The organism is Planomonospora alba (assembly GCF_039534085.1).
In the GTDB taxonomy this organism is placed as follows: domain Bacteria; phylum Actinomycetota; class Actinomycetes; order Streptosporangiales; family Streptosporangiaceae; genus Planomonospora_B; species Planomonospora_B alba.
On the sequence record NZ_BAAAUT010000043.1, the window covers coordinates 46,854 to 67,551 of the forward strand.

The 20,698-nt window shown below is 74.0% G+C and carries 17 protein-coding genes; 13 read left to right on the plus strand and 4 right to left on the minus strand.

The genetic code is table 11. From position 1 onward, the window contains the following. The first annotated feature begins 47 nt into the window (after positions 1–47). From ABD823_RS24190 to ABD823_RS24200, 3 genes are all read left to right on the plus strand, one after another. Positions 48–953 carry an EamA family transporter gene (locus tag ABD823_RS24190; protein ID WP_344863327.1) on the plus strand — a complete coding sequence of 302 codons (906 nt, stop codon included), beginning with the start codon at positions 48–50 and terminating at the stop codon, positions 951–953. 140 nt (positions 954–1,093) lie between these two features. After that, positions 1,094–2,089: a COX15/CtaA family protein gene (locus tag ABD823_RS24195; RefSeq protein ID WP_344863329.1), complete on the plus strand. Its 996-nt coding sequence runs from the start codon at positions 1,094–1,096 to the stop codon at positions 2,087–2,089. Then, positions 2,086–2,805: a SanA/YdcF family protein gene (locus ABD823_RS24200; protein WP_344863331.1), complete on the plus strand. Its 720-nt coding sequence runs from the start codon at positions 2,086–2,088 to the stop codon at positions 2,803–2,805. The genes ABD823_RS24195 and ABD823_RS24200 overlap by 4 nt, the downstream gene beginning before the upstream one ends. A gap of 97 nt (positions 2,806–2,902) precedes the next feature. Here the strand turns inward: ABD823_RS24200 and ABD823_RS24205 are convergent, their stop codons facing one another. Then, entirely contained in the window at positions 2,903–4,102 is a 1,200-nt protein-coding gene (locus ABD823_RS24205; RefSeq protein WP_344863333.1) for a PrsW family intramembrane metalloprotease, read from the minus strand. Positions 4,103–4,211: 109 nt separating this feature from the next. Then, positions 4,212–5,165 carry a heme o synthase gene (locus ABD823_RS24210; RefSeq protein ID WP_344863335.1) on the minus strand — a complete coding sequence of 318 codons (954 nt, stop codon included), beginning with the start codon at positions 5,163–5,165 and terminating at the stop codon, positions 4,212–4,214. A gap of 388 nt (positions 5,166–5,553) precedes the next feature. Here ABD823_RS24210 and tkt point away from each other — a divergent pair, with 388 nt between their 5' ends. The 8 genes from tkt to ABD823_RS24250 all read left to right on the plus strand — a co-directional run bounded on the left by tkt (position 5,554) and on the right by ABD823_RS24250 (position 14,818). Then, positions 5,554–7,587, plus strand: a complete 2,034-nt coding sequence (gene tkt / locus ABD823_RS24215) for a transketolase (protein WP_344863366.1) — start codon at positions 5,554–5,556, stop codon at positions 7,585–7,587. Between the two features lie 5 nt (positions 7,588–7,592). Then, positions 7,593–8,696: a transaldolase gene (gene tal / locus ABD823_RS24220; RefSeq protein WP_344863337.1), complete on the plus strand. Its 1,104-nt coding sequence runs from the start codon at positions 7,593–7,595 to the stop codon at positions 8,694–8,696. A 5-nt stretch (positions 8,697–8,701) separates the two neighbouring features. Further along, positions 8,702–10,324 (plus strand): glucose-6-phosphate isomerase, encoded by a 1,623-nt coding sequence (locus tag ABD823_RS24225; protein WP_344863339.1) that lies wholly within the window; start codon positions 8,702–8,704, stop codon positions 10,322–10,324. A 22-nt stretch (positions 10,325–10,346) separates the two neighbouring features. Beyond that, complete coding sequence (gene zwf / locus ABD823_RS24230) at positions 10,347–11,954, plus strand: glucose-6-phosphate dehydrogenase (protein WP_344863341.1); 1,608 nt, start codon at positions 10,347–10,349, stop codon at positions 11,952–11,954. After that, the gene (locus ABD823_RS24235; RefSeq protein ID WP_344863343.1) at positions 11,955–12,866 is read left to right on the plus strand and encodes a glucose-6-phosphate dehydrogenase assembly protein OpcA; all 912 of its coding nucleotides are present in this window, start codon (positions 11,955–11,957) and stop codon (positions 12,864–12,866) included. It abuts the gene before it with no gap. Between the two features lie 59 nt (positions 12,867–12,925). Beyond that, entirely contained in the window at positions 12,926–13,702 is a 777-nt protein-coding gene (gene pgl / locus ABD823_RS24240) for a 6-phosphogluconolactonase (protein ID WP_344863345.1), read from the plus strand. Positions 13,703–13,839: 137 nt separating this feature from the next. Further along, positions 13,840–14,142, plus strand: coding sequence for a YciI family protein (locus tag ABD823_RS24245; RefSeq protein WP_344863347.1), 303 nt, complete (start codon positions 13,840–13,842; stop codon positions 14,140–14,142). 202 nt (positions 14,143–14,344) lie between these two features. Further along, entirely contained in the window at positions 14,345–14,818 is a 474-nt protein-coding gene (locus ABD823_RS24250; RefSeq protein ID WP_344863349.1) for a gamma-glutamylcyclotransferase family protein, read from the plus strand. Positions 14,819–14,824: 6 nt separating this feature from the next. Here the strand turns inward: ABD823_RS24250 and add are convergent, their stop codons facing one another. Together add and ABD823_RS24260 are read right to left on the minus strand one after the other, a co-directional pair. After that, positions 14,825–15,838 carry an adenosine deaminase gene (gene add / locus ABD823_RS24255; RefSeq protein ID WP_344863351.1) on the minus strand — a complete coding sequence of 338 codons (1,014 nt, stop codon included), beginning with the start codon at positions 15,836–15,838 and terminating at the stop codon, positions 14,825–14,827. A 281-nt stretch (positions 15,839–16,119) separates the two neighbouring features. After that, positions 16,120–17,127: a GNAT family N-acetyltransferase gene (locus ABD823_RS24260; RefSeq protein WP_344863352.1), complete on the minus strand. Its 1,008-nt coding sequence runs from the start codon at positions 17,125–17,127 to the stop codon at positions 16,120–16,122. A gap of 195 nt (positions 17,128–17,322) precedes the next feature. On the opposite strand from ABD823_RS24260, the gene ABD823_RS24265 reads away from it, so the two are divergent. Together ABD823_RS24265 and ABD823_RS24270 are read left to right on the plus strand one after the other, a co-directional pair. Further along, complete coding sequence (locus ABD823_RS24265; protein WP_344863353.1) at positions 17,323–18,723, plus strand: NAD(P)/FAD-dependent oxidoreductase; 1,401 nt, start codon at positions 17,323–17,325, stop codon at positions 18,721–18,723. Between the two features lie 145 nt (positions 18,724–18,868). After that, positions 18,869–20,488 carry an amidohydrolase gene (locus tag ABD823_RS24270; protein WP_344863355.1) on the plus strand — a complete coding sequence of 540 codons (1,620 nt, stop codon included), beginning with the start codon at positions 18,869–18,871 and terminating at the stop codon, positions 20,486–20,488. The last annotated feature ends 210 nt before the right edge of the window (positions 20,489–20,698 follow it).

Sequence of the window (20,698 nt, forward strand, 5' to 3'; positions counted from 1 at the left end):
AAGTAAGGTGCGTGAGTCTGGATAGCACCTGAAAAAAGGGGGGGCCTGTGACCGCCGACGCCCTGCCGGGAGCCGCCGGGCCGGGGCGGCGCGGCCCCGGAGCCCTGCTGCGGACCGCCTCCGACGCGATCCCGCCCTCCGGCCTGGTGCTGCTGGCGATCCTGTCGGTGCAGACCGGCGCGGGTTTCGCCAAGGAGCTCTTCGCGCACCTGCCGCCGAGCGCGGTGGTGCTCCTGCGGATCGGCATGGGCGCGCTGGTGCTGAGCCTGGTCGCCCGCCCCCGCCTGCGCGGGCTGAGGAGGGCCGACCTGGGGGTCGGGGTGGCGTTCGGCGCGGCGCTGGGCCTGATGAACATGTCGTTCTACGAGGCGCTGGCCCGGCTGCCCATGGGGATCGCGGTGGCGATCGAGTTCCTGGGCCCGCTCGGCGTGGCGGTGGCCGCCTCCCGGCGCCGTCTCGACCTGCTCTGGGTGGTGCTGGCCGCCTCCGGCATCGCGCTCCTGGCGCCCTGGGGGGAGGCCTCCCGCCTGGACTGGGTGGGCATCGGCTTCGCCCTGGTCGCCGGGGCCTGCTGGGCCGCCTACATCCTGCTGTCGGCCGCGGTCGGCCGGCGCTTCCCCGGCACCGGCGGGGTGTCGTTCGCGATGCTCGTCGCCTGCCTGCTGGCCGCCCCCGTCGGCGTCGCCACGGGCGGCGCCGACCTGCTCCGGCCGGAGCTGCTGCTGATCGGGCTGGGCGTCGGGCTGCTGTCGTCGGTGATCCCCTACACGCTGGAGCTGGAGGCGCTGCGCCGGATGCCGAAGCGGGTCTTCGGCATCCTGATGAGCCTGGAGCCGGCCGCGGCCGCCCTCATCGGCCTGCTGGTCCTGGGCGAGGTCCTGCACGCGCGCGAGTGGGCCGCCATCGGCTGCGTGGTCGTCGCCAGCGTCGGCGCGACCCGCGACGCGGGCTGACCGCGCCCCGGCCGCCCCGCCGTCCCCCCGCCCGCCCCTGCGCCCGGCCCGCCCGCGCGGACGGGTCCTTCCGCCCGGCCCGCCCCGGGACGTGCGGGCCCGCGGCGGGACCACCGCACCCGCCGCCTACGATGTGAGCCGTGAACCAGCTCCCTGAGCAGTCCCGTCCCCCCGCGGGCCCGCCGCGCTCCGCGTGGTCCGCGTGGTCCCCCACCGCCGTCTCGATGCGCCGGTGGGCCCTGGCCGCGGTGGTCGTCAACGCGGGCATCACGGTGACGGGCGCGGTGGTGCGGGTGACCGGCTCCGGGCTGGGCTGCCCCACCTGGCCGCAGTGCACCCCAGACAGCTTCGTCCCCGCCGCCCACGACGGGATCTCCCCGCTCAACACGGCGATCGAGTTCGGCAACCGGCTGCTGACCTTCCTGGTGCTGGTCGTGGCCGTCGCCTGCGTGCTGGCCGCGCTCCGGCTCCCGCAGCGCCGGCGCGACCTGGTCCGCCTGGCGTGGATCCAGCCGTTCGGCGTGGCCGTGCAGGCCTTCTGGGGCGGCGTGGTGGTGCACAGCGCGCTCAACCCGGTCACCGTGAACGTGCACTTCCTGTTCTCCGTCGGCATGACCGCCGCCGCCTGCGCGCTGTACGCCCGCGCCGGCGAGGGCGACGCGCCGCCGCGGCCCCTGGTCCACCCGCGCATCCGCGTGCTCGGGCACGTGCTGGTCGGCGCGGTGCTCGTGCTGATCCTGGCGGGCATGGTGGTGACCGGGACCGGCCCGCACTCCGGCGACGAGATCGCCTCGCGCTTCCCGTTCGACATCGAGACCGTGGCCAGGATCCACGCCGACGCCGCCTACGCCGTGGTGGGGCTGACGTTCGCGCTGGTGTTCGCGCTGCACGTGACCGGCGCGCCGGCGGCCGCCCGGCGGGCGGCGCTGACGCTGCTGGCCGTGGAGCTGGTCCAGGGGGTCGTCGGCTACGTCCAGTACTTCCTGGCCGTGCCCGCCTTCCTGGTCGGCCTGCACGTGCTCGGCGCCACCCTGGTGTGGATCTGCACGCTGCGGGCGGTCTTCACGCTGCGCTCCCGGGGCCCGGCGGACGCGCCGGAGGCCGAGGCGGCCGAGCCCGACGCGGTTCCTGCGTGACCCCCGCGTCCCGCCGCCCGGCGCCGCGCAGGCCGTCCCGTACGGCGCTGCGCCGCTGCTACCGGGCGGCGGTGGCGCTGAGCCTGCTGGCGCTGGCCCCGCTCACCTGGGCCCACCTGGTCAGCTCCGGGCACCGGGTGGTCGCCGACTCGTCCCCCGGCTGGACGGCCGGGGTGCCGCGGGCGCCGGTGGCGCTGGTCCTCGGCGCGGCCGTGCACGGCGGCCGCCCCTCCCCCATGCTGGCCAGGCGGCTGGACATCGCCGCCGAGCTGTACCGGGCGGGCCGGGTGCGCGCGCTGCTGCTCTCCGGCGACAACGGCCGGACCGGCTACGACGAGCCGAGCGTGATGCGCGACTACCTGATCGCGCGCGGCGTGCCCGGCCGGGTCCTGGTCCTCGACTACGCGGGCTTCGACACCTGGGACTCCTGCGTGCGCGCCCGGGACGTGTTCGGCGCCACCCGGCTGACCGTGGTCACCCAGGTCTTCCACCTGCCCCGGGCCGTGGCGCTGTGCCGTACGGCGGGCCTGGAGGCCTCCGGCGTCGGCGACGACTCCAGCCGCAGGTGGGCCGGGACCACCTACGCCTACGCGGTCCGCGAGTTCGGCGCGGCGGCCAAGGCGTTCCTGGACGCGGTGGTCCTCGACTCCGAGCCGGTCTTCCCCGGCCCCCGCGAGGCCGGCCTGCTGGAGGCGGCGCTCCGCCCGGAGGGCTGAGACCGGGATCCGGCCCCGCCCGCCCGGCGGATCCCGGAAGGCGCGGTCCCGGAGGACACGGTCCTGGAGGGCCCGGCGGGGAAGGCTGCCCGGCCGCCTACCAGGCGGGCCCGCCGGGCGGGTTCCAGGGCGGCGGGCCGGCGGCCCACCCCTCCGCCGGGGCGGACGGCCGCGGCGGGAGCGGCAGCTGGCGCCGGGCCTCGGCCATGCACTGCAGCAGCGCGTGCTGCTCCTCGTCGAAGGTCTGCTCGCCGATCGTCCGGTGGGCGGCCCGCTCGTGGAGCAGGCCGAGCTCGGTGGCGGCGAGCTGGTAGTCGATCATCGCCCGCAGCCCGGCGCGCCCGCCGTTGCCCCTGGCCCAGTGCCGGGCCTGGCGGCGGCCGGGCAGCGAGGAGAGCATGGCGACGTCCTCCGGGGTGACCAGCCCGGTCGCGTGGTAGGCGGGCAGGTAGCTCTGGATCAGCCCGACGATGCGCCGGCGGTCGCGCACCACCACGCCGATGAGCACGAACAGCACGATCATCAGCAGCAGGTAGGCGACGGCCAGCCCGCCGAACCCGGCGTAGGAGGCCAGGCCGTTCCAGATGCCGTGCAGCAGCATCGCGCCGGCCCAGCCCGCGGCGATGATCCCGACCTGCCCGGGGCGGTTGCGCTGGGCCGCGTAGGCCACCGCGACGCCGATCATCGAGGTGAACAGCGGGTGCGCGAACGGCGAGAGCACGCCGCGCAGCACCACGGTCACCGCCAGGCCCCGCGCGCCCATCTCGTCGAGGGCGGCCACGTAGTAGCTGACGTTCTCGCTCATCGCGAAGCCGAGGCCGACCATGCTCGCGTAGATGATCCCGTCGGTGGGCCCGTCGAGCTCCGCCCGCCTGAAGCGGAGCAGGCCCAGCAGGACCAGCCCCTTCATGGTCTCCTCGACGACCGGGGCGCCGAACGTCGCGGCGAGGTTGCGGGCGTCCGTCTGCCCGAGCATGGCCGCCTGGCCGAGGTAGATCAGGTTGAGCGAGTTGACCACGCCGGCCACCAGCACGGCCACGCCCGCGCCCCAGCCGAAGGCGAAGGCGAGGTCGCTGCGCGGCTCGGGCTCCATGCGGTCCAGCCCGAGCACCGCCGCCAGCAGCACCGGGACGGGCGCCAGGGCCAGCGCGAGCGCGATCACGAAGCGCACCGGGTCGCCGTCCACCAGGTCGAAGGAGAACGACGCCAGCGCGCACAGCCCGGTCACGACGAGCCCGGCGATCAGCCCGACGGACGGGCGGTCCTTGAACACCCATCGTGGATCGCGGCTCGCCATGGAGAAACCGTAACCGATCGCCCCGGGCCTGTCCCCCGCCCCGCGGGCCGCGAGCGGCCGGTTCCGGCCATTTCCGGATCACGGCGGGGCCGCGGGGGACCGGCCCTGATCAGACGAGCATCGAGTCGATCGCGACGGCGAGGAAGAGCAGCGCCAGGTAGGCGTTGGACCAGTGGAAGAAGCGCATCGGGCGCAGGTCCACCCCGGTCTTGCCGGCGTTGACCCGGTTGAGCAGGCCGTGGACCTCCCACAGGCAGGCCGCGCCGAGCACCAGGGCCACCGCGGGGTAGAGCGGGGTGGTGCCCGCCAGCGGCCACAGCAGCAGCGAGCAGAGCACGGTCGCCCAGGTGTAGACGATGCTCTCCAGCACGACGCGGCGCTCGGTGGCGACCACCGGGAGCATGGGGACCTTCGCCGCGGCGTAGTCCTCCTTGTAGCGCATGGCGAGGGTCCAGGTGTGCGGGGGCGTCCAGAAGAACACCACGCCGAACAGCACCACCGGCGCCCAGTCGAGGCTCCCGGTGACCCCGGCCCAGCCGATCAGCACCGGCATGCAGCCCGCGATGCCGCCCCACACGACGTTCTGCGGGGTGCGCCGCTTCAGGATCATCGAGTAGACGAAGACGTAGAACAGGTTCGCGGCGAGCGAGAGCCCGGCCGCGAGCCAGTTCACCGTCAGCCCGAGGCCGAGCGTGGACACGGCGCCGAGGACCACGCCGAAGACCAGCGCGTTGCGCGGCGGGACCTGCTCGCGCGCCAGGGGCCGGCGCCGGGTCCGGCGCATCGCGGCGTCGATGTCGCGGTCGATGTAGCAGTTCAGCGCGTTCGCGCTGCCCGCCGAGAGGGTGCCGAACACCAGCGTGTTGACGGCGGTCCACAGCGGCGGCAGCCCCTTGGCCGCCAGGAACATCACCGGCAGCGTCGTGATCAGCAGCAGCTCGATGATCCGCGGCTTGGTCAGGGCGACGTAGGCCTTGACGACGTCGGCGAAGGAGCGCGGCGCGCCGCCCGGCGCCGCGCCCGCGCGCGGCGGGGCCGTCGGTTGCTTGTCGGTCAGCACCATCTAGGGCGCTTCCAGCACGTGCGGGGTCAACGCTTACCTCTGATCGACGCGGATCCGTGGAGTACGGCGGGCCGGTGACCGGCCGTGAGGACTCACTGTAGTTGCAGGAGGGGCCGGTCCCGGAACGGGGGTGGCGCGGCGCGCGATGGAGCGCCCCCGGAGGGGTATCCCATCTCTGCTGCTCACAATTTCCGCGGGCCTGTCGCGGCTGGGCCTACGCCACGGTAGCAAGGTCGAACCGTTAGGGTCCGTTGTGGGCGGGAAATGCCAACCGGCGCCACCAACACGACTAGATCCGGAGATCGAGCACTTGAGCAGCGAACTCGTGCCAGCCCTCGAATGGAGCGACCTCGACCGTCGGGCGGTCGACGTCGTAAGGGCCCTGGCGATGGACGCGGTAGAGAAGGCGGGATCGGGCCACCCCGGCACCGCGATGAGCCTGGCCCCCGCCGCATATCTGCTTTTCCAGCACGTGATGCGCCACGACCCGTCCGACCCCTGCTGGGCGGGGCGGGACCGCTTCGTGCTGTCCTGCGGGCACTCCAGCCTGACCCTGTACATCCAGCTCTACCTGTCGGGCTACGGCCTGACCCTGCACGACCTCCAGATGCTGCGCCAGTGGGAGAGCCTGACCCCGGGCCACCCCGAGTACGGCCACACCGCCGGCGTGGAGACCACCACCGGCCCGCTCGGCCAGGGCATCGGCAACGCGGTCGGCATGGCGATGGCGGCCCGCCGCGAGCGCGGCCTGTTCGATCCGGACGCCGCGCCGGGCACCTCGCCGTTCGACCACATGATCTGGTGCTTCGCCTCCGAGGGCGACATCGAGGAGGGCATCAGCCACGAGGTCAGCGCCCTGGCCGGCCACCAGAAGCTCGGCAACCTGGTCGTCGTCTTCGACAGCAACCACATCTCCATCGAGGACGACACGCAGATCGCGCTGAGCGAGGACATCGTCAAGCGCTACGAGGCGTACGGCTGGCACGTGCAGACGGTCGACTGGACCCGCACCGGCGAGTACGTCGAGGACGTCCAGGAGCTGTACGACGCGCTGGAGGCCGCCCGCGCCGTCACCGACAAGCCGTCCTTCATCCGGCTGCGCACGGTCATCGGCTGGCCCGCGCCCAACAAGCAGAACACCGGCAAGATCCACGGCGCGGCGCTCGGCGAGGAGGAGATCGCCGCGACGAAGAAGATCATGGGCATGGACCCGGAGAAGTCCTTCGACGTCCCGGACGACGTGCTGGAGCACGCCCGCCGCGTCGTGCAGCGGGGCCGGGCCGCCCGCGCCGAGTGGGACAAGGCCTACCACGCCTGGCGGGAGGCCACCCCCGAGCGCGCCGCCGAGTTCGACCGGATCTCCAGGCGGGAGCTGCCGGACGGCTGGTACAAGGCGCTGCCGTCCTTCGAGCCCGGCACCTCGGTGGCCACCCGCAAGGCGTCCGGCGAGGTGCTCAGCGCGCTGGCGCCGGTCCTGCCGGAGCTGTGGGGCGGCTCGGCCGACCTGGCCGAGTCCAACAACACCACGATGAAGGGCGAGCCGTCCTTCATCCCCGAGGAGTACCAGACCAAGGCGTTCCCGGGCGGCCCCTACGGGCGGACGCTGCACTTCGGCATCCGCGAGCACGGCATGGGGGCGATCCTCAACGGCATCGCGCTGCACGGCGGCACCCGCCCCTACGGCGGCACCTTCCTGGTCTTCAGCGACTACATGCGCCCCGCCGTACGGCTGGCGGCGCTGATGAAGCTGCCCGTCACCTACGTGTGGACGCACGACTCCATCGGCCTGGGCGAGGACGGCCCGACCCACCAGCCGGTCGAGCACCTGTGGGCGCTGCGCGCGATCCCCGGCCTCGACGTGGTCCGCCCGGCCGACGCCAACGAGACCGCCGCCGCGTGGCGGGTCGTGCTGGAGCACACCGACCGCCCGGCCGCGCTGGCGCTGACCCGGCAGAACCTCCCGGTCTACGAGGGCACCGGCGACCACCGCAAGGTCGCCAGGGGCGGTTACGTGCTCGAGGACGCCTCCGACGGGCAGCCCAGGGTGATCCTGATCGCCACCGGTTCGGAAGTCGAGCTGGCCGTCGAGGCGCGCAAGGTCCTGGAGGCCGAGGGCGTGCCGACCCGGGTCGTGTCGATGCCGTGCGTGGAGTGGTTCCACGCCCAGGACGCCGCCTACCGGCAGACCGTGCTGCCGCCCTCGGTCCGCGCGCGCGTCGCCGTCGAGGCGGGCATCGCGCTCGGCTGGCGGGAGTTCGTCGGGGACGACGGGGTAGTGGTCAGCCTGGAGCACTTCGGCGCGTCCGCTCCCTACCGCACCCTTTTCCAGCAGTTCGGCCTCACCGCGGAGCGCGTGGTCGCGGCCGCCAAGGGCAGCCTCGCCAAGACCGGGGCCGACAAGGGCGAGACGACGGGAAACTGATCACCATGAGCGAGATCCTGAAGAGCCTCTCCGGCCACGGCGTGTCCATCTGGCTGGACGACATCAGCCGCGAGCGGCTGCGCAGCGGCAACCTGGCGGCGCTGATCCGCGACAAGAGCGTGGTCGGCGTCACCTCCAACCCGACGATCTTCGCCTCCGCGCTGAGCAAGGGCGACGCCTACGACACGCAGCTGCACGACCTGGCCGTGCGCGGCGTGGGCGTCGAGGAGGCGGTCCGCGCCATCACCACCTACGACATCCGCTGGGCGGCCGACGTGCTGCGGCCGGTCTACGACGCCACCGGCGGGGTGGACGGCCGGGTCTCCATCGAGGTGGACCCGCGCCTGGCCCGGGAGACCGAGAAGACCATCGCCGAGGCGCGCGCGCTGTGGTGGATGGTCGACCGGCCCAACCTGTTCATCAAGATCCCGGCGACGGTCGAGGGCCTGCCCGCGATCACCCGCGCCATCGCGGAGGGCATCAGCGTCAACGTCACGCTGATCTTCTCCCTGGAGCGCTACCGCGCCGTGATGGACGCCTGGCTGACCGGCCTGGAGCAGGCCCAGGCCGCCGGGCTCAACCTGGCCGCCATCGAGTCCGTGGCCTCCTTCTTCGTCAGCCGCGTCGACACCGAGATCGACAAGCGCCTGGAGCAGATCGGCACCCCCGAGGCGAAGGCCCTCAAGGGCAAGGCCGCCGTCGCCAACGCCCGCCTGGCCTACGCCGCCTTCGAGGAGGTCGTGAACTCCCCGCGCTGGCAGGCGCTGCAGGCCGCCGGGGCCCGCCCCCAGCGCCCGCTGTGGGCCTCCACCGGCACCAAGGACCCGAGCTACCCCGACACCCTCTACGTCGACGAGCTCGTCACCGCCGGCACGGTCAACACCATGCCGGAGAAGACCCTGGACGCCGTCGCCGACCACGGCAGGATCACCGGCGACACCGTCCGCGCCTCCTACCGGCAGGCCTGGGACACCATGGCCGCGCTGAAGGACGCCGGCATCGACTACGACGACGTGGTGCGGGTGCTGGAGGACGAGGGCGTGGAGAAGTTCGAGGCGTCCTGGACCGAGCTGCTGGCCACCGTCGGCGCCGAGCTGCGGAAGGCGTGAGGCGCATGGCAGTGACCGTGACGTTCAACGAGGAGCGCCTGGCCGCTCTGGCCGCCGAGACGGTCAGGGCGCTGGTCGCCGACCGGGTCCACGAGCGCCTGGCGGCTGGCGACGCCACCCTGTGGGGCGAGGAGGCGCAGGCCGAGGCGGCCATCCGCCTGGGCTGGCTCAACCTGCCCCTCACCAGCCGGGAGCTGCTCCCCGAGATCGGCATCCTGGTCGAGCGGGCCCGGGCCCAGGGCCTGGACCACGTGGTCCTCGCCGGCATGGGCGGCTCCTCGCTCGCCCCCGAGGTCATCTGCACCAGCGCCGACGTGCCGCTGACCGTGCTCGACACCACCGACCCCGGCCAGGTCCGCCGCGCCCTGGCCGACCGGCTGGAGCGGACCATCGTCGTGGTGGCCAGCAAGAGCGGCGGCACGGTCGAGACCGACAGCCACCGCCGCATCTACGAGCAGGCCTTCCGCGAGGCCGGGATCGACCCGGCCGAGCGGATCGTCGTGGTCACCGACCCGGGCTCGCCGCTGGAGCAGGCCGCCATCGAGGCGGGCTACCCGGTCATCCTCGCCGACCCCAACGTGGGCGGGCGCTACAGCGCCCTGTCGGCCTTCGGCCTGGTGCCCAGCGCGCTGGCCGGGGCCGACGTGCTGAAGCTCCTCGACGACGCCGACGCGGTCCGGCCGCTGCTGGCGCAGGCCGAGGGCAACCCGGGCCTGGAGCTCGGCGCCGCGCTGGGCGCCGCCGCGCTGGCCGGACGCGACAAGCTCGTCCTGGAGGACGGCATGTCGGAGATCAACGGCCTGCCCGACTGGATCGAGCAGCTGATCGCCGAGTCCACCGGCAAGTCCGGCAAGGGCATCCTGCCGGTCGTCGGGGCCGACCCGAACGACAGCGACGACGAGCTGGTCGCCGGGATCGACTCCGACGGCTCGGTGACCGTGGCCGGCCCGCTGGGCGCGCAGTTCCTCGTCTGGGAGTACGCCACCGCGGTCGCCGGCCGGGTCCTGGGCATCGACCCGTTCAACCAGCCGAACGTGACCGAGTCCAAGGAGAACACCAGCAGGCTGCTGGAGGCGGGCGACCTGCCGCTGGGCACGCCCGTGCTGGTGGACGGGCCGGTCGAGGTCTACGGCGAGGACCTGCAGGACGCCAAGGACCTGTCCGACGTGTTCACCCGGCTGCTGCAGGCGATCCCGGACGACGGCTACCTGGCGGTGATGGCCTACCTCGACCGGGAGGCGGCCTTCGACGCCCCCGTGGCCGAGGGCGCCTCGTTCGAGGTCATGACCGACGCCTGGAGCGCGGCCGACCCGGCCACCCTCCGCGGTCTGCTGGCGGTCCGCACCGACCGGCCCGTCACCTTCGGGTGGGGGCCCCGGTTCCTGCACTCCACCGGCCAGTACCACAAGGGCGGGCCGCAGAACGGCGTGTTCCTGCAGATCACCGGGGAGGCGGGCGACGACCTGGAGGTCCCCGGCAGGCCGTACACCCTGGGGCGGCTCCAGCTGGCGCAGGCGCTGGGCGACCAGGGCGCGCTGACCAGCCGGGGCCGTCCGACCGTGCGGCTGCACCTGACCGACCGCGTGGCCGGGGTGGCGCGTCTGCTCGAAGCCGCGCGGGAGGTCTGATGACGGAGCAGCGGGAGGTCTGATGACGCAGCAGGAGCAGGGAGTGCAGGTCGAGGAGGCCGTGGCCGCCGCCTCGGCGGCCGCGACCGCCCCCACCACCGAGGAGCGCGTGGCGGCCAATCCGCTGCGCGACCCCCGGGACAAGCGCCTGCCCCGCGTGGCGGGGCCGTGCGTGCTGGTGCTGTTCGGCGTGACCGGCGACCTGGCGCGCAAGAAACTGCTCCCCGCGATCTACGACCTGGCGAACCGGGGGCTGCTGCCCCCGGGCTTCTCCCTGGTCGGCTTCGCCCGCCGCGACTGGCAGGACCAGGACTTCGCGCAGCTGACCTACGACGCGGTCAAGGCGAACGCGCGCACGCCGTTCCGCGAGGAGGTCTGGCGGCAGCTGTCGGAGGGCATCTTCTTCTGCCCGGGGGAGTTCACCGACGACGGCGCGTTCGACGCGCTGGCGATGATGCTCGCGGAGATCGACGAGACCCGGGGCACCGGCGGCAACTACGGCTTCTACCTGTCGGTGCCGCCGAAGTTCTTCCCGGTCGTGGTCGAGCAGCTCAAGCGGACCGGCGTGGCGCACGGCCCGGCCGGCTCCTGGCGCCGGGTGGTGATCGAGAAGCCCTTCGGGCACAACCTGGCCAGCGCCCGGGAGCTCAACGCGATCACCAGCGCGGTCTTCCCGGAGAGCTCGGTGTTCCGCATCGACCACTACCTGGGCAAGGAGACCGTCCAGAACATCATGGCGCTGCGGTTCGCCAACAACCTGTTCGAGCCGATCTGGAACCGCGGATACGTCGACCACGTCCAGATCACGATGGCCGAGGACATCGGCATCGGCGGCCGGGCGGGCTACTACGACGGCATCGGCGCGGCCCGCGACGTGATCCAGAACCACCTGCTCCAGCTGCTGGCGCTGGTGGCGATGGAGGATCCCACCTCCTTCGACGCCGACGCGCTGCGCCGGGAGAAGGAGAAGGTCCTGCGGGCGGTGCAGCTCCCGCACGACCTGGCGCGCAGCACGGCGCGCGGGCGCTACGCGGCCGGCTGGCAGGGCGGCGAACCGGTCGTCGGCTACACCGAGGAGGAGGGCATCCCCGCCGACTCGGTCACCGAGACCTACGCCGCGATCAAGCTGGAGATCGCCAACCGCCGCTGGGCGGGCGTGCCGTTCTACCTGCGCACCGGCAAGCGGCTCGGGCGCCGGGTGACCGAGGTCGCCGTGGTGTTCCAGAAGGCGCCGCACCTGCCGTTCAGCAAGGACGAGACCGAGATACTGGGGCACAACGCGCTGGTCATCCGGGTCCAGCCGGACGAGGGCGTCACGGTGCGGTTCGGCTCGAAGGTGCCGGGGACCGCGATGGAGGTCCGGGACGTCTCGATGGACTTCGCCTACGGCGAGTCGTTCATGGAGTCCTCCCCCGAGGCCTACGAGCGGCTCCTGCTGGACGTGCTGATCGGCGACCCGCCGCTCTTCCCGCACCAGCGCGAGGTGGAGCTGTCGTGGAAGATCCTCGACCCGATCGAGGAGTTCTGGGCCACGCAGGGGCCGCCGGAGGACTACCCCGCGGGCACCTGGGGCCCCGCCTCGGCCGACGAGATGATGGCCCGCGACGGGCGCGTCTGGAGGAGGCTGTAGATGCCGAGCTTCATGCTCACCGACACCACCGCGTCGAAGATCTCCTCCCACCTCACCCACCTCCGCCACCAGCTGGGCAGCCCGGCGGTCGGCATGGTGCTGACGCTGGTGGTGGTCTGCGACGAGGCCAGCCAGTACGACGCGACCCGCGCCGCGACCGAGGCGGCCCGCGCGCACCCGTCCCGGATCCTGGTCGTCGTCATGCGCGACCCCGCCGAGCCGAACCGGCTCGACGCGGAGCTGCGCGTCGGGGAGACCACGCCGGGCGAGGTGGTCCTGCTCCGCCTGTACGGCGAGCTGACCCGGCACGCCGACTCGGTGGTCAGCCCGCTGCTGCTCACCGACACGCCGGTGGTCGCCTGGTGGCCGAAGAGCTGCCCGGAGGTCCCGGCCAAGGACCCGGTCGGGATGCTCGCCCAGCGCCGGATCCTCGACGCGCGGGCGGCGCCGGAGCGGGTGCAGGCGATCGCGGGCCGGGCCCGCAGCTACACGCCGGGCGACACCGACCTGGCCTGGACCCGGCTGACGCCGTGGCGGAGCCTGCTGGCCGCCGCGTTCGACCAGCCGGTGGGCAAGGTGAAGAAGGGCGTCGTGGAGGCCTCGCCCGACCACGCCAGCGCCCCGCTGCTGGCCGCCTGGCTGGGCGAGCGGCTCGGCGCGCCGGTGAAGGTCGCCGAGTCCGGCGGTCCCGGCCTGACCTGCGTCCGGCTGACCACCGCCGAGGGTGACATCGTCATCAGCCGCTCCGACGCGCGCCTGGCCACGTTCTCCCGGCCGGGCCAGCCGGACCGCCAGGTCGCCCTGGCCCGCCGCCCGACCGAGGAGCTGCTCGCCGAGGAGCTGCGCCGCCTGGACCCGGACGAGATCTACGAGGCCGCGATCCGGCGGGTCGCCCGTACGCACAAGTCCTGACGGGCGGGGGACGGGTCCGCCCCGCCCCCGCCCGATCCCCGAGTCAGAGAGATCACGCTGTGAGTGTTCCCACCGTCGTCGTCCACCGGGACGCCGACATGCTCGCCAAGGCCGTCGCCGCCCGGGTGATCACCCGCCTGGTCGACGTGCAGTCGGCCAAGGGCTCGGCCTCCCTGGTCCTGACCGGCGGCACGGTCGGCATCGCCACGCTGGCCGAGATCGCCGCCAGCCCGGCCCGCGACGCCGTCGACTGGCGCAACCTGGACATCTGGTGGGGCGACGAGCGCTTCCTGCCCTCCGGCGACCCGGAACGCAACGAGACCGGCGCCCGCAAGGCCCTGCTGGACCACGTCGACGTCGACCCGGCCCGGGTGCACGTGATGCGCGGCCCCGACTCGGGCATGTCCGCCGAGGAGTCCGCCGACGCCTACGCCGAGGAGCTGCGCCGGGCCGCCCGGCCGGAGGACCACGGGCCCGCGCCCGCCTTCGACGTGCTGCTGCTGGGCATGGGCCCGGACGCGCACGTGGCGTCGCTGTTCCCGGAGATGCCCGCGCTGTACGACACCCGGACCGCGGTGGCCGTGCACGGCTCTCCCAAGCCGCCGCCCACCCGGATCTCGTTGACGATGCCGGTCATCCAGGGGGCGCGCGAGGTGTGGGTCGTCGCGGCGGGCGCCGACAAGGCGGGCGCCGTACGGCTGGCGCTGGCCGACGACTCGGGGCCGGTGCAGGTCCCGGCGGCCGGGGCGCGGGGGCGGCGGCGCACCCTGTTCCTGCTGGACCGCGCCTCCGCCGCGAAGATCCCCGCCTCGCTCAGCCGGATCTCCTCTCCCTGAGGCCGTTCTCCGCCTCCCCGCCCGGCCGGTCCTTCCGGCCGGGTCCCGGGGCGCGGTCCGGCCGGGTCCCGCCTGCGGGCCGCGCGGTGGCCCCGCCGCCGCCGGGCGGCCCGGGCGCCCCGGTTAGTCTGGCGGCCATGTTCATCCTCGAACTCACCTACACCGCCCCCGTCGAGCGTGTCGACGCCCTCCTGGCGGATCACGTCGCGTGGCTGGACGAGCAGTACGAGGCCGGGGTCTTCATCGCCTCCGGCCGCAAGGTCCCGCGCGACGGCGGAGTGATCGTCGCCGTCGGCGAGGACCGCGCGGCCGTCGAGGCCCTCGTGGCGACCGACCCCTTCAGCGTCGAGAAGGTGGCCGACTACCGGATCACCGAGTTCCTCGCCACCAGGACGGCCCCGCCCCTGTCCTCCTACCGTCAGCAGCCCCCGCCGGCCTGACCGGATCGGGACGCACGCCGACCGCCGCAAGCCGGCCGGACGCCCGGTGCCGGTGATCCCGCCACGGACGCCGAGCCGCCGGGGTACGCCGCTCTGCCCGGGGCCTCGTCGCCGCGGGAGGAGGGGGAGCGACCGCCTCCCGCCCCTCCCCTCCTGTCTAGGATGCCGGGGCGTACAGGACGCCACGGAGGTGCGGGTGGGCGTGGACGGGACCGAGACGGCGGGGCGGGTGCCGCAGGACGCCGAGGGGCGGGCCCCGGCGGAGGGCCGGGCGCTGTTCGTCTACGGGACGCTGATGTTCCCCGAGGTGCTGCGGGCGCTGCTCGGGCGGGTGCCGGACAGCGCTCCGGCGGAGGTCGCGGGGTGGCGGGCCGCCCGCCTGCCGGGCCGGGTCTATCCCGTGCTCGTGCCCGCGCCGGAGGGGACCGCCCGCGGCCTGCTGATCACGGGCCTGACCGCGGCGGAGTGGCGCGTCCTGGACGAGTACGAGGGCCCGATGTACGAGCTGCGGCCCGTCGAGCTGACGGACGCGCGGCGGGGGTGGGCCTACGTCAGCGCCGATCCCGCGGCGGCGTCCGCCGAGGACTGGGACGCCGGCCGCTTCGTGGCCGAGCACCTGGACGCCTATCTGGGCGAGTGCGCCGGGTGGCGGGCGGAGGACGGGCCGGCCCCGTGACGGGGCTCAGAGCAGCGCGTCGATCTCGGCGAGGAGGTCCCGCTTGGCACCGTCGTCGAGGTAGGAGGCGGTGACGGCGTTGCGGGCGAGGCCGGCGAGGGCCTTCTCGTCGAGGCCGAAGACGTCGGCGGCGACGCGGTACTCGTTGGTCAGCGTGGTGGCGAACATGGGCGGGTCGTCGCTGCCCAGCGTGACGGTCAGGCCCTCGGCCAGCAGGCGCGGGAGCGGGTGGTCCTCGATCCGGGCGACCTGGCCGGTGCGGACGTTGGAGACGGGGCAGACGTCCAGGGGGATCGCCTCCTCGCGCAGGCGGGCGACGAGGCGGGGGTCGTCCAGGCAGGAGATGCCGTGGCCGATCCGCTCGGCGCCGAGGTGGTCGACGACCTCCCAGATCGTCTCGGGGCCGGTCATCTCCCCGGCGTGCGGGACGCTGTGCAGGCCGGCGGCCCGGGCGGCGCGGAAGGCGTCCCGGAAGGCGTCGCGGTGGTGGACGCGCTCCTGCTCGATCCCGGCCAGGCCGAAGGCCACCAGCGCCTGCGGGGGCTCTTCGAGGGCGTGCTCCAGGGTGATCCGGGCGGCCTCGGCGCCGAACTCGCCGGGGATGTCGAAGATGTAGCCGATCCGGACGCCGTGCTCGTCGAGGGCGCGGCGGGCGGCGAGGTCCAGCGCCTCGGTGACGGCCCTGCGCGGCATGCCCACCATGTGGTGGGCGTACGGCGTGACGGTCACCTCGGCGTAGCGGCCGTTCTGCCCGGCGAGGTCGCGGGCCAGGCCCGTCACCAGGGTGGCGACGTCCTCGGGCTCGCGGACCAGCGCGTTGACGGCCCGGTAGACCCGGGCGAAGTCGAGGAAGTCCCGGAAGACGTAGAAGGCGCGCAGCTCCTCCTCGGTGGCCGGCACGGGCCCGCCGGGATGGCGGCGGGCCAGCTCCAGGACCGTCGGCACGGAGGCGGAGCCGACGAGGTGGACGTGGAGCTCGGCCTTGGGCAGCGCGTCGATGAAGTCGTGGATCTTCTCCATGCCGCGACCCTACGCAGGCCGTACCGGGCCGGGACAGAGAGATCGGCATAATCTGACAGGAAAATGTGAGATTCAGCTTCCCGGTCGTGCCGTGGGGTGCTTCGAGGCGTATCCGCCGGGTTCTCCCCGGGCCGTGGCCGCCGGGGCGGACGCCGCCGCCCCGGCGCGCCCGGGGAGGCGGCGGGCGGGAGCCGCCGTCCGCCGGGCACGCCGGACAGGGGTGATCCCCTGGTCCGAGGGGCCCTGAGCCCCCCTCGGACCAGGGGATCGATGTGACGGGTTCAGCTCGGGGACGCCGTCGCCATCACGCCTACCGCCAGCCTGGCCTCCACCACGCCGGGGTCGTCGGTGTAGCCCAGGGTCGCCCCGAGCGAGACCATGAGCCTGCGCATGCGCGCGTTGTCGGAGAGCAGGACCGCCTTCACCTCCGCGAAGCCCAGGTCGCGGGCCTCGGCGACGAGCATCCTGGCCAGGGCGGTGCCCAGCCCCCTGCCCTGCCAGCGGTCCTCGACCAGGAAGGCCAGCTCGGCGATCCCGGGGTCGGGGGTGAACATCAAGGTGGCCAGCGCGACCACCTGCCCGTCGCGGCCGGCGACGACGGAGTGGCCCCGGCCGCGGTCGCAGAGCCGGTCGAAGACGCTCTCCGGCAGCGCGGGCATCGCGGTGAAGTAGCGGAAGCGGCGGCTCTCCGGCGAGCAGCGCTCGTGCAGGTCGCGCACGGCCTCGCGGTAGCCCGAGGTGAGCGGCCTGACCTCGGTCTCGGTGCCGTCGGAGAGTTTGACGACCCGTTCGGCGGAGGCGGGCGCCTCGGCGGGGGGCTGCGCCAGCCGGACGAACGCGGCGGCCCGGGCGGCCTCGGTCAGCGTGAAGGCCAGCTCGGCGCGGCGCAGCCGGATCGCCCGGCGCGCGGCCACCGGCACGGTGAGCAGCGTCGGGTCGGGCAGGTCGCTCATCTCGGCGCCGTAGACCCAGCGGGCGTCGTCGGCGCGGAGCAGCTCCTTCAGCAGCTCGGGCAGGCGCCAGGGGGCGGTGCGCACCCGGGAGGCGAGCAGGAGCACGCGGGTGGGCTCGTCGGTCAGCTCGTGGGCGGTGGCGGGGACGACCTGGACCCGGCGGCCGCCGGCCGCCTCCAGCGCTCCGCGCACGGCCTCCGGGGAGGCGGGGATCTCCGCGACGAACTCGTCCACCGTGCCGTCGGCGTCCGGGTGGACGCTGAGCCCCAGGATGTTGCCGCCCTTCTCCGCGAGGGCGGCGGCCAGCGACGCCAGCCGTCCCGGTCGCTCGTCCACCGTCGTCCGTATCCGCAGGAACCCCATCGGAACACTCCCTCCGTCCGACAGGAAGCATGACGGGGTCCTGTTACAGCGCTGCTACGTGGGAGTGAGCCCACCGTTACGTCTGCGATGATCGCTCATGACGCGGTTGCACAACGGTTTCCGTCGGAAGGTACGGCCTACCTGACGGATATAGCAGGATATGTGGCCATGAGTACGCCTGTCCCCCTTTCTGAGGACTTCGTCAACGGTGACGTCTCTTTCTGGTTCCGTTCCCTGGGCGTCCCCCAGGCGGGCCCTCCTCTCCCGGGGGATCGCGAGGCCGACGTGGCGATCGTCGGCGCCGGTTACACCGGCCTGTGGACCGCGTACTACCTGAAGAAGGCCGATCCCGCCCTGCGGATCGTGATCCTGGAGAAGGAGTTCGCCGGGTACGGCGCCTCCGGCCGCAACGGCGGCTGGCTGGTCGGCGAGCTGGCCGGGACGCCGGAGCGCTACGCCGCCACGCACGGCGCGGACGCGGCCCGGCGCTTCCAGCGGGTGATGTTCGAGGCGGTCGACGAGGTCGTCTCCGTCGCCGCGGCCGAGGGGATCGACGCCGACGTGGTCAAGGGCGGCGTCACCACGGTCGCCACCAACTCCGCCCAGGAGCGGCGCCTGCACGAGCTGGTCGCGCACGCCCGCCGCTGGGGCTGGACCGAGGAGGACCTGCGCCTGCTGGAGGCGGACGAGCGGGAGGAGCGCCTGCGGGTCAGCGGCGCGGTCGGCGCGGTCTGGAGCCCGCACTGCGCCCGGATCCAGCCGGCCAAGCTGGTGCTGGGGCTGGCCGAGGCCGTGCGGGGGCTCGGGGTGGAGATCTTCGAGGGCACCCCGGTCACCGGGATCGCGCCGCGCACCGCGCGCACGCCGTACGGGACGGTCCGCGCGGACTACGTCATCCGGGCCACCGAGGGGTTCACCGCGGAGCTGCGGCAGTACCACCGGGCCTGGCTGCCGATGAACAGCTCCATGATCGTCACCGAGCCGCTCGGCGAGCTCTGGGACGAGATCGGCTGGGAGGGCTGCGAGCTGCTGGGCGACCTGGCCCACTACTACATGTACGCCCAGCGCACCGCCGACGGGCGGATCGCGTTCGGCGGCCGCGGCAAGCCGTACCTGTACGGCTCGCGGGTGGACGACCGGGGGCGCACGCACGCCTGGACGGTCGAGGCGCTCTGGGAGCTGCTGGCCGGGATGTTCCCGGCGGTGCGGGCCTCGCGGGTGGCCCACGCCTGGTCGGGGGTGCTGGGCGTGCCGCGCGACTGGTGCGCGACCGTGCACGTGGACCGCACCGCCGGGATCGGCTGGGCGGGCGGCTACACCGGGCACGGGGTGGCCGCGGCCAACCTCGCCGGCCGCACCCTGCGCGACCTGGTGCTGGGGCGGGACACAGAGGAGGCGGCGCTGCCGTGGGTGGACCGCCGGGTGCGGAGCTGGGAGGTCGAGCCGCTGCGCTGGATCGGGGTGCACGCCATCTACGACCTGTACCGCCGGGCCGACGCCCGGGAGCGGGCCGGGCTGGGCCGCACCTCCCTGCTGGCCCGGCTGGCCGACTCCATCGCCGGCCGCTGACGGGACCACCGCCGCCGGCCGCGCCGGCGGGACGGATCCTGAGATCATGACCGCTGGGACCGCGCCCGGCGGGACCGGCCGCCGAGACCATGACCGCCGCGGTCGCGGCCGCCGGGACGAGAACGCGCATCCGAGAGGTGGACGTATGACGGACCTGCTGTTCCGGGGCGGGCGGGCCTTCCTGGCCGCCGGCTCCTTCGCCGAGGCCGTACTGGTCCGCGGCGGCCGCATCGCCGCCGCGGGCGCCGAGGCCGACGTGGCACGGCTGGCCGCCCCCCGCTGCGAGACCGTCGACCTGCGCGGCGGCCTGCTGATCCCGGGCGTCACCGACGCCCACATGCACCCGGTCCAGGCCGGGCTGGAGCGGGCCAGGTGCGACCTGTCGGAGGTGTACGGCCTGGACGCTTACCTGGAGAAGGTCGCCGCCTACGCCGCCGCCCACCCGGAGCGGGAGTGGATCGACGGCGGCGGCTGGGACATGTCGGCCTTCCCCGGCGGGCTCCCGCACCGCTCGCAGCTCGACTTCACGGACCGGCCGGTCTACCTGATCCAGCGCGACCACCACGCCGCCTGGGTGAACAGCCGGGCGCTGGAGCTGGCCGGGATCACCCGCGACACCCCGGACCCGGCTGACGGCCGGATCGAGCGCGACGCCGACGGCACCCCCTGCGGCGTGCTGCACGAGGGGGCGATGGACCTGGTGGGCCTGCTCACCCCGCGCCCGACCGAGCGGGACCTGGTCGAGGCGCTGCTGGAGGCCCAGTCGTACCTGTTCTCCCTGGGCGTCACCGGCTGGCAGGACGCGATCGTCGGCTCCTACGCCGGCTCGGACGACCAGCTGCCCGCCTACCTGGCCGCCGCCTCCTCCGGGAGGCTGAAGGCGCACGTGGTGGGGGCGCTCTGGTGGGACCGGGCGCGCGGCACCGAGCAGATCGGCGAGCTGCTGGAGCGGCGCGGGGCCGCCGAGGGGCTGGAGACGTTCCGCGCGACCTCGGTGAAGATCATGCAGGACGGGATCGCCGAGAACTTCACCGCCGCGGTGATCGAGCCCTACTGCCGGTGCGGCGGGACCGGCCTGTCCTACGTGGACCCCGAGGCGCTGAAGGGGTACGTCGCCGAGCTGGACCGGCACGGCTTCCAGGTGCACTTCCACGCGATCGGCGAGCGGGCGGTGCGGGAGGCGCTGGACGCGCTGGAGGGCACGGACCCGGCCACCCGTCTCGAGCGCCGCCACCACATCGCGCACCTGCAGATCGTGACCCCGCAGGACGTGCCGCGCTTCGCCCGGATCGGCGTGACCGCCAACCTGCAGCCGCTCTGGGCCACCCACCACGCGCAGATGGACGAGCTGACGATCCCGTTCCTGGGCGAGGAGCGGTCGTCCTGGCAGTATCCCTTCGCCGACCTGCTGAGGGCGGGGACGAGGTTCTGCGCGGGCAGCGACTGGCCGGTCTCCACCGCCGACCCGATCCAGGGCATGCACGTGGCGGTCAACCGGACCGAGCCGGGCGGGTCCGTGCACGCGGACTACCCGACCGCGGGCACGCCGTTCCTGCCGGGGCAGGCGCTCGACCTGGCCACCGTGCTGACCGCCTACACGGCCGGGTCGGCCTGGATCAACCACGACGAGGGAGCGGGCACGATCGCGGCCGGCAACCGCGCGGACCTGGTCGTGCTGGACCGGGACCCGTTCACCGAGCCCCGGGAGGACATCTGGCGGACACGGGTGGCGATGACCTTCGTCGGCGGGGAGCAGGTGTACTGAGACCTATCATGAGCCACCTTTATGCCCATAAATGATGACAAATAGGATGAAAGGGTCAATGGCGCATACCATGCATCGGTCATGACCGAGACCGGGAAGTCGAAGTGCATGCGCGACCACCGCACCCCGCGCTCCGCCGCCCGCCGCGCGCCGGCCGCGGGGACGGACCCGCCCCGGCGCAAGTCGGATCGTAGCCATGTCGTTCTGTGA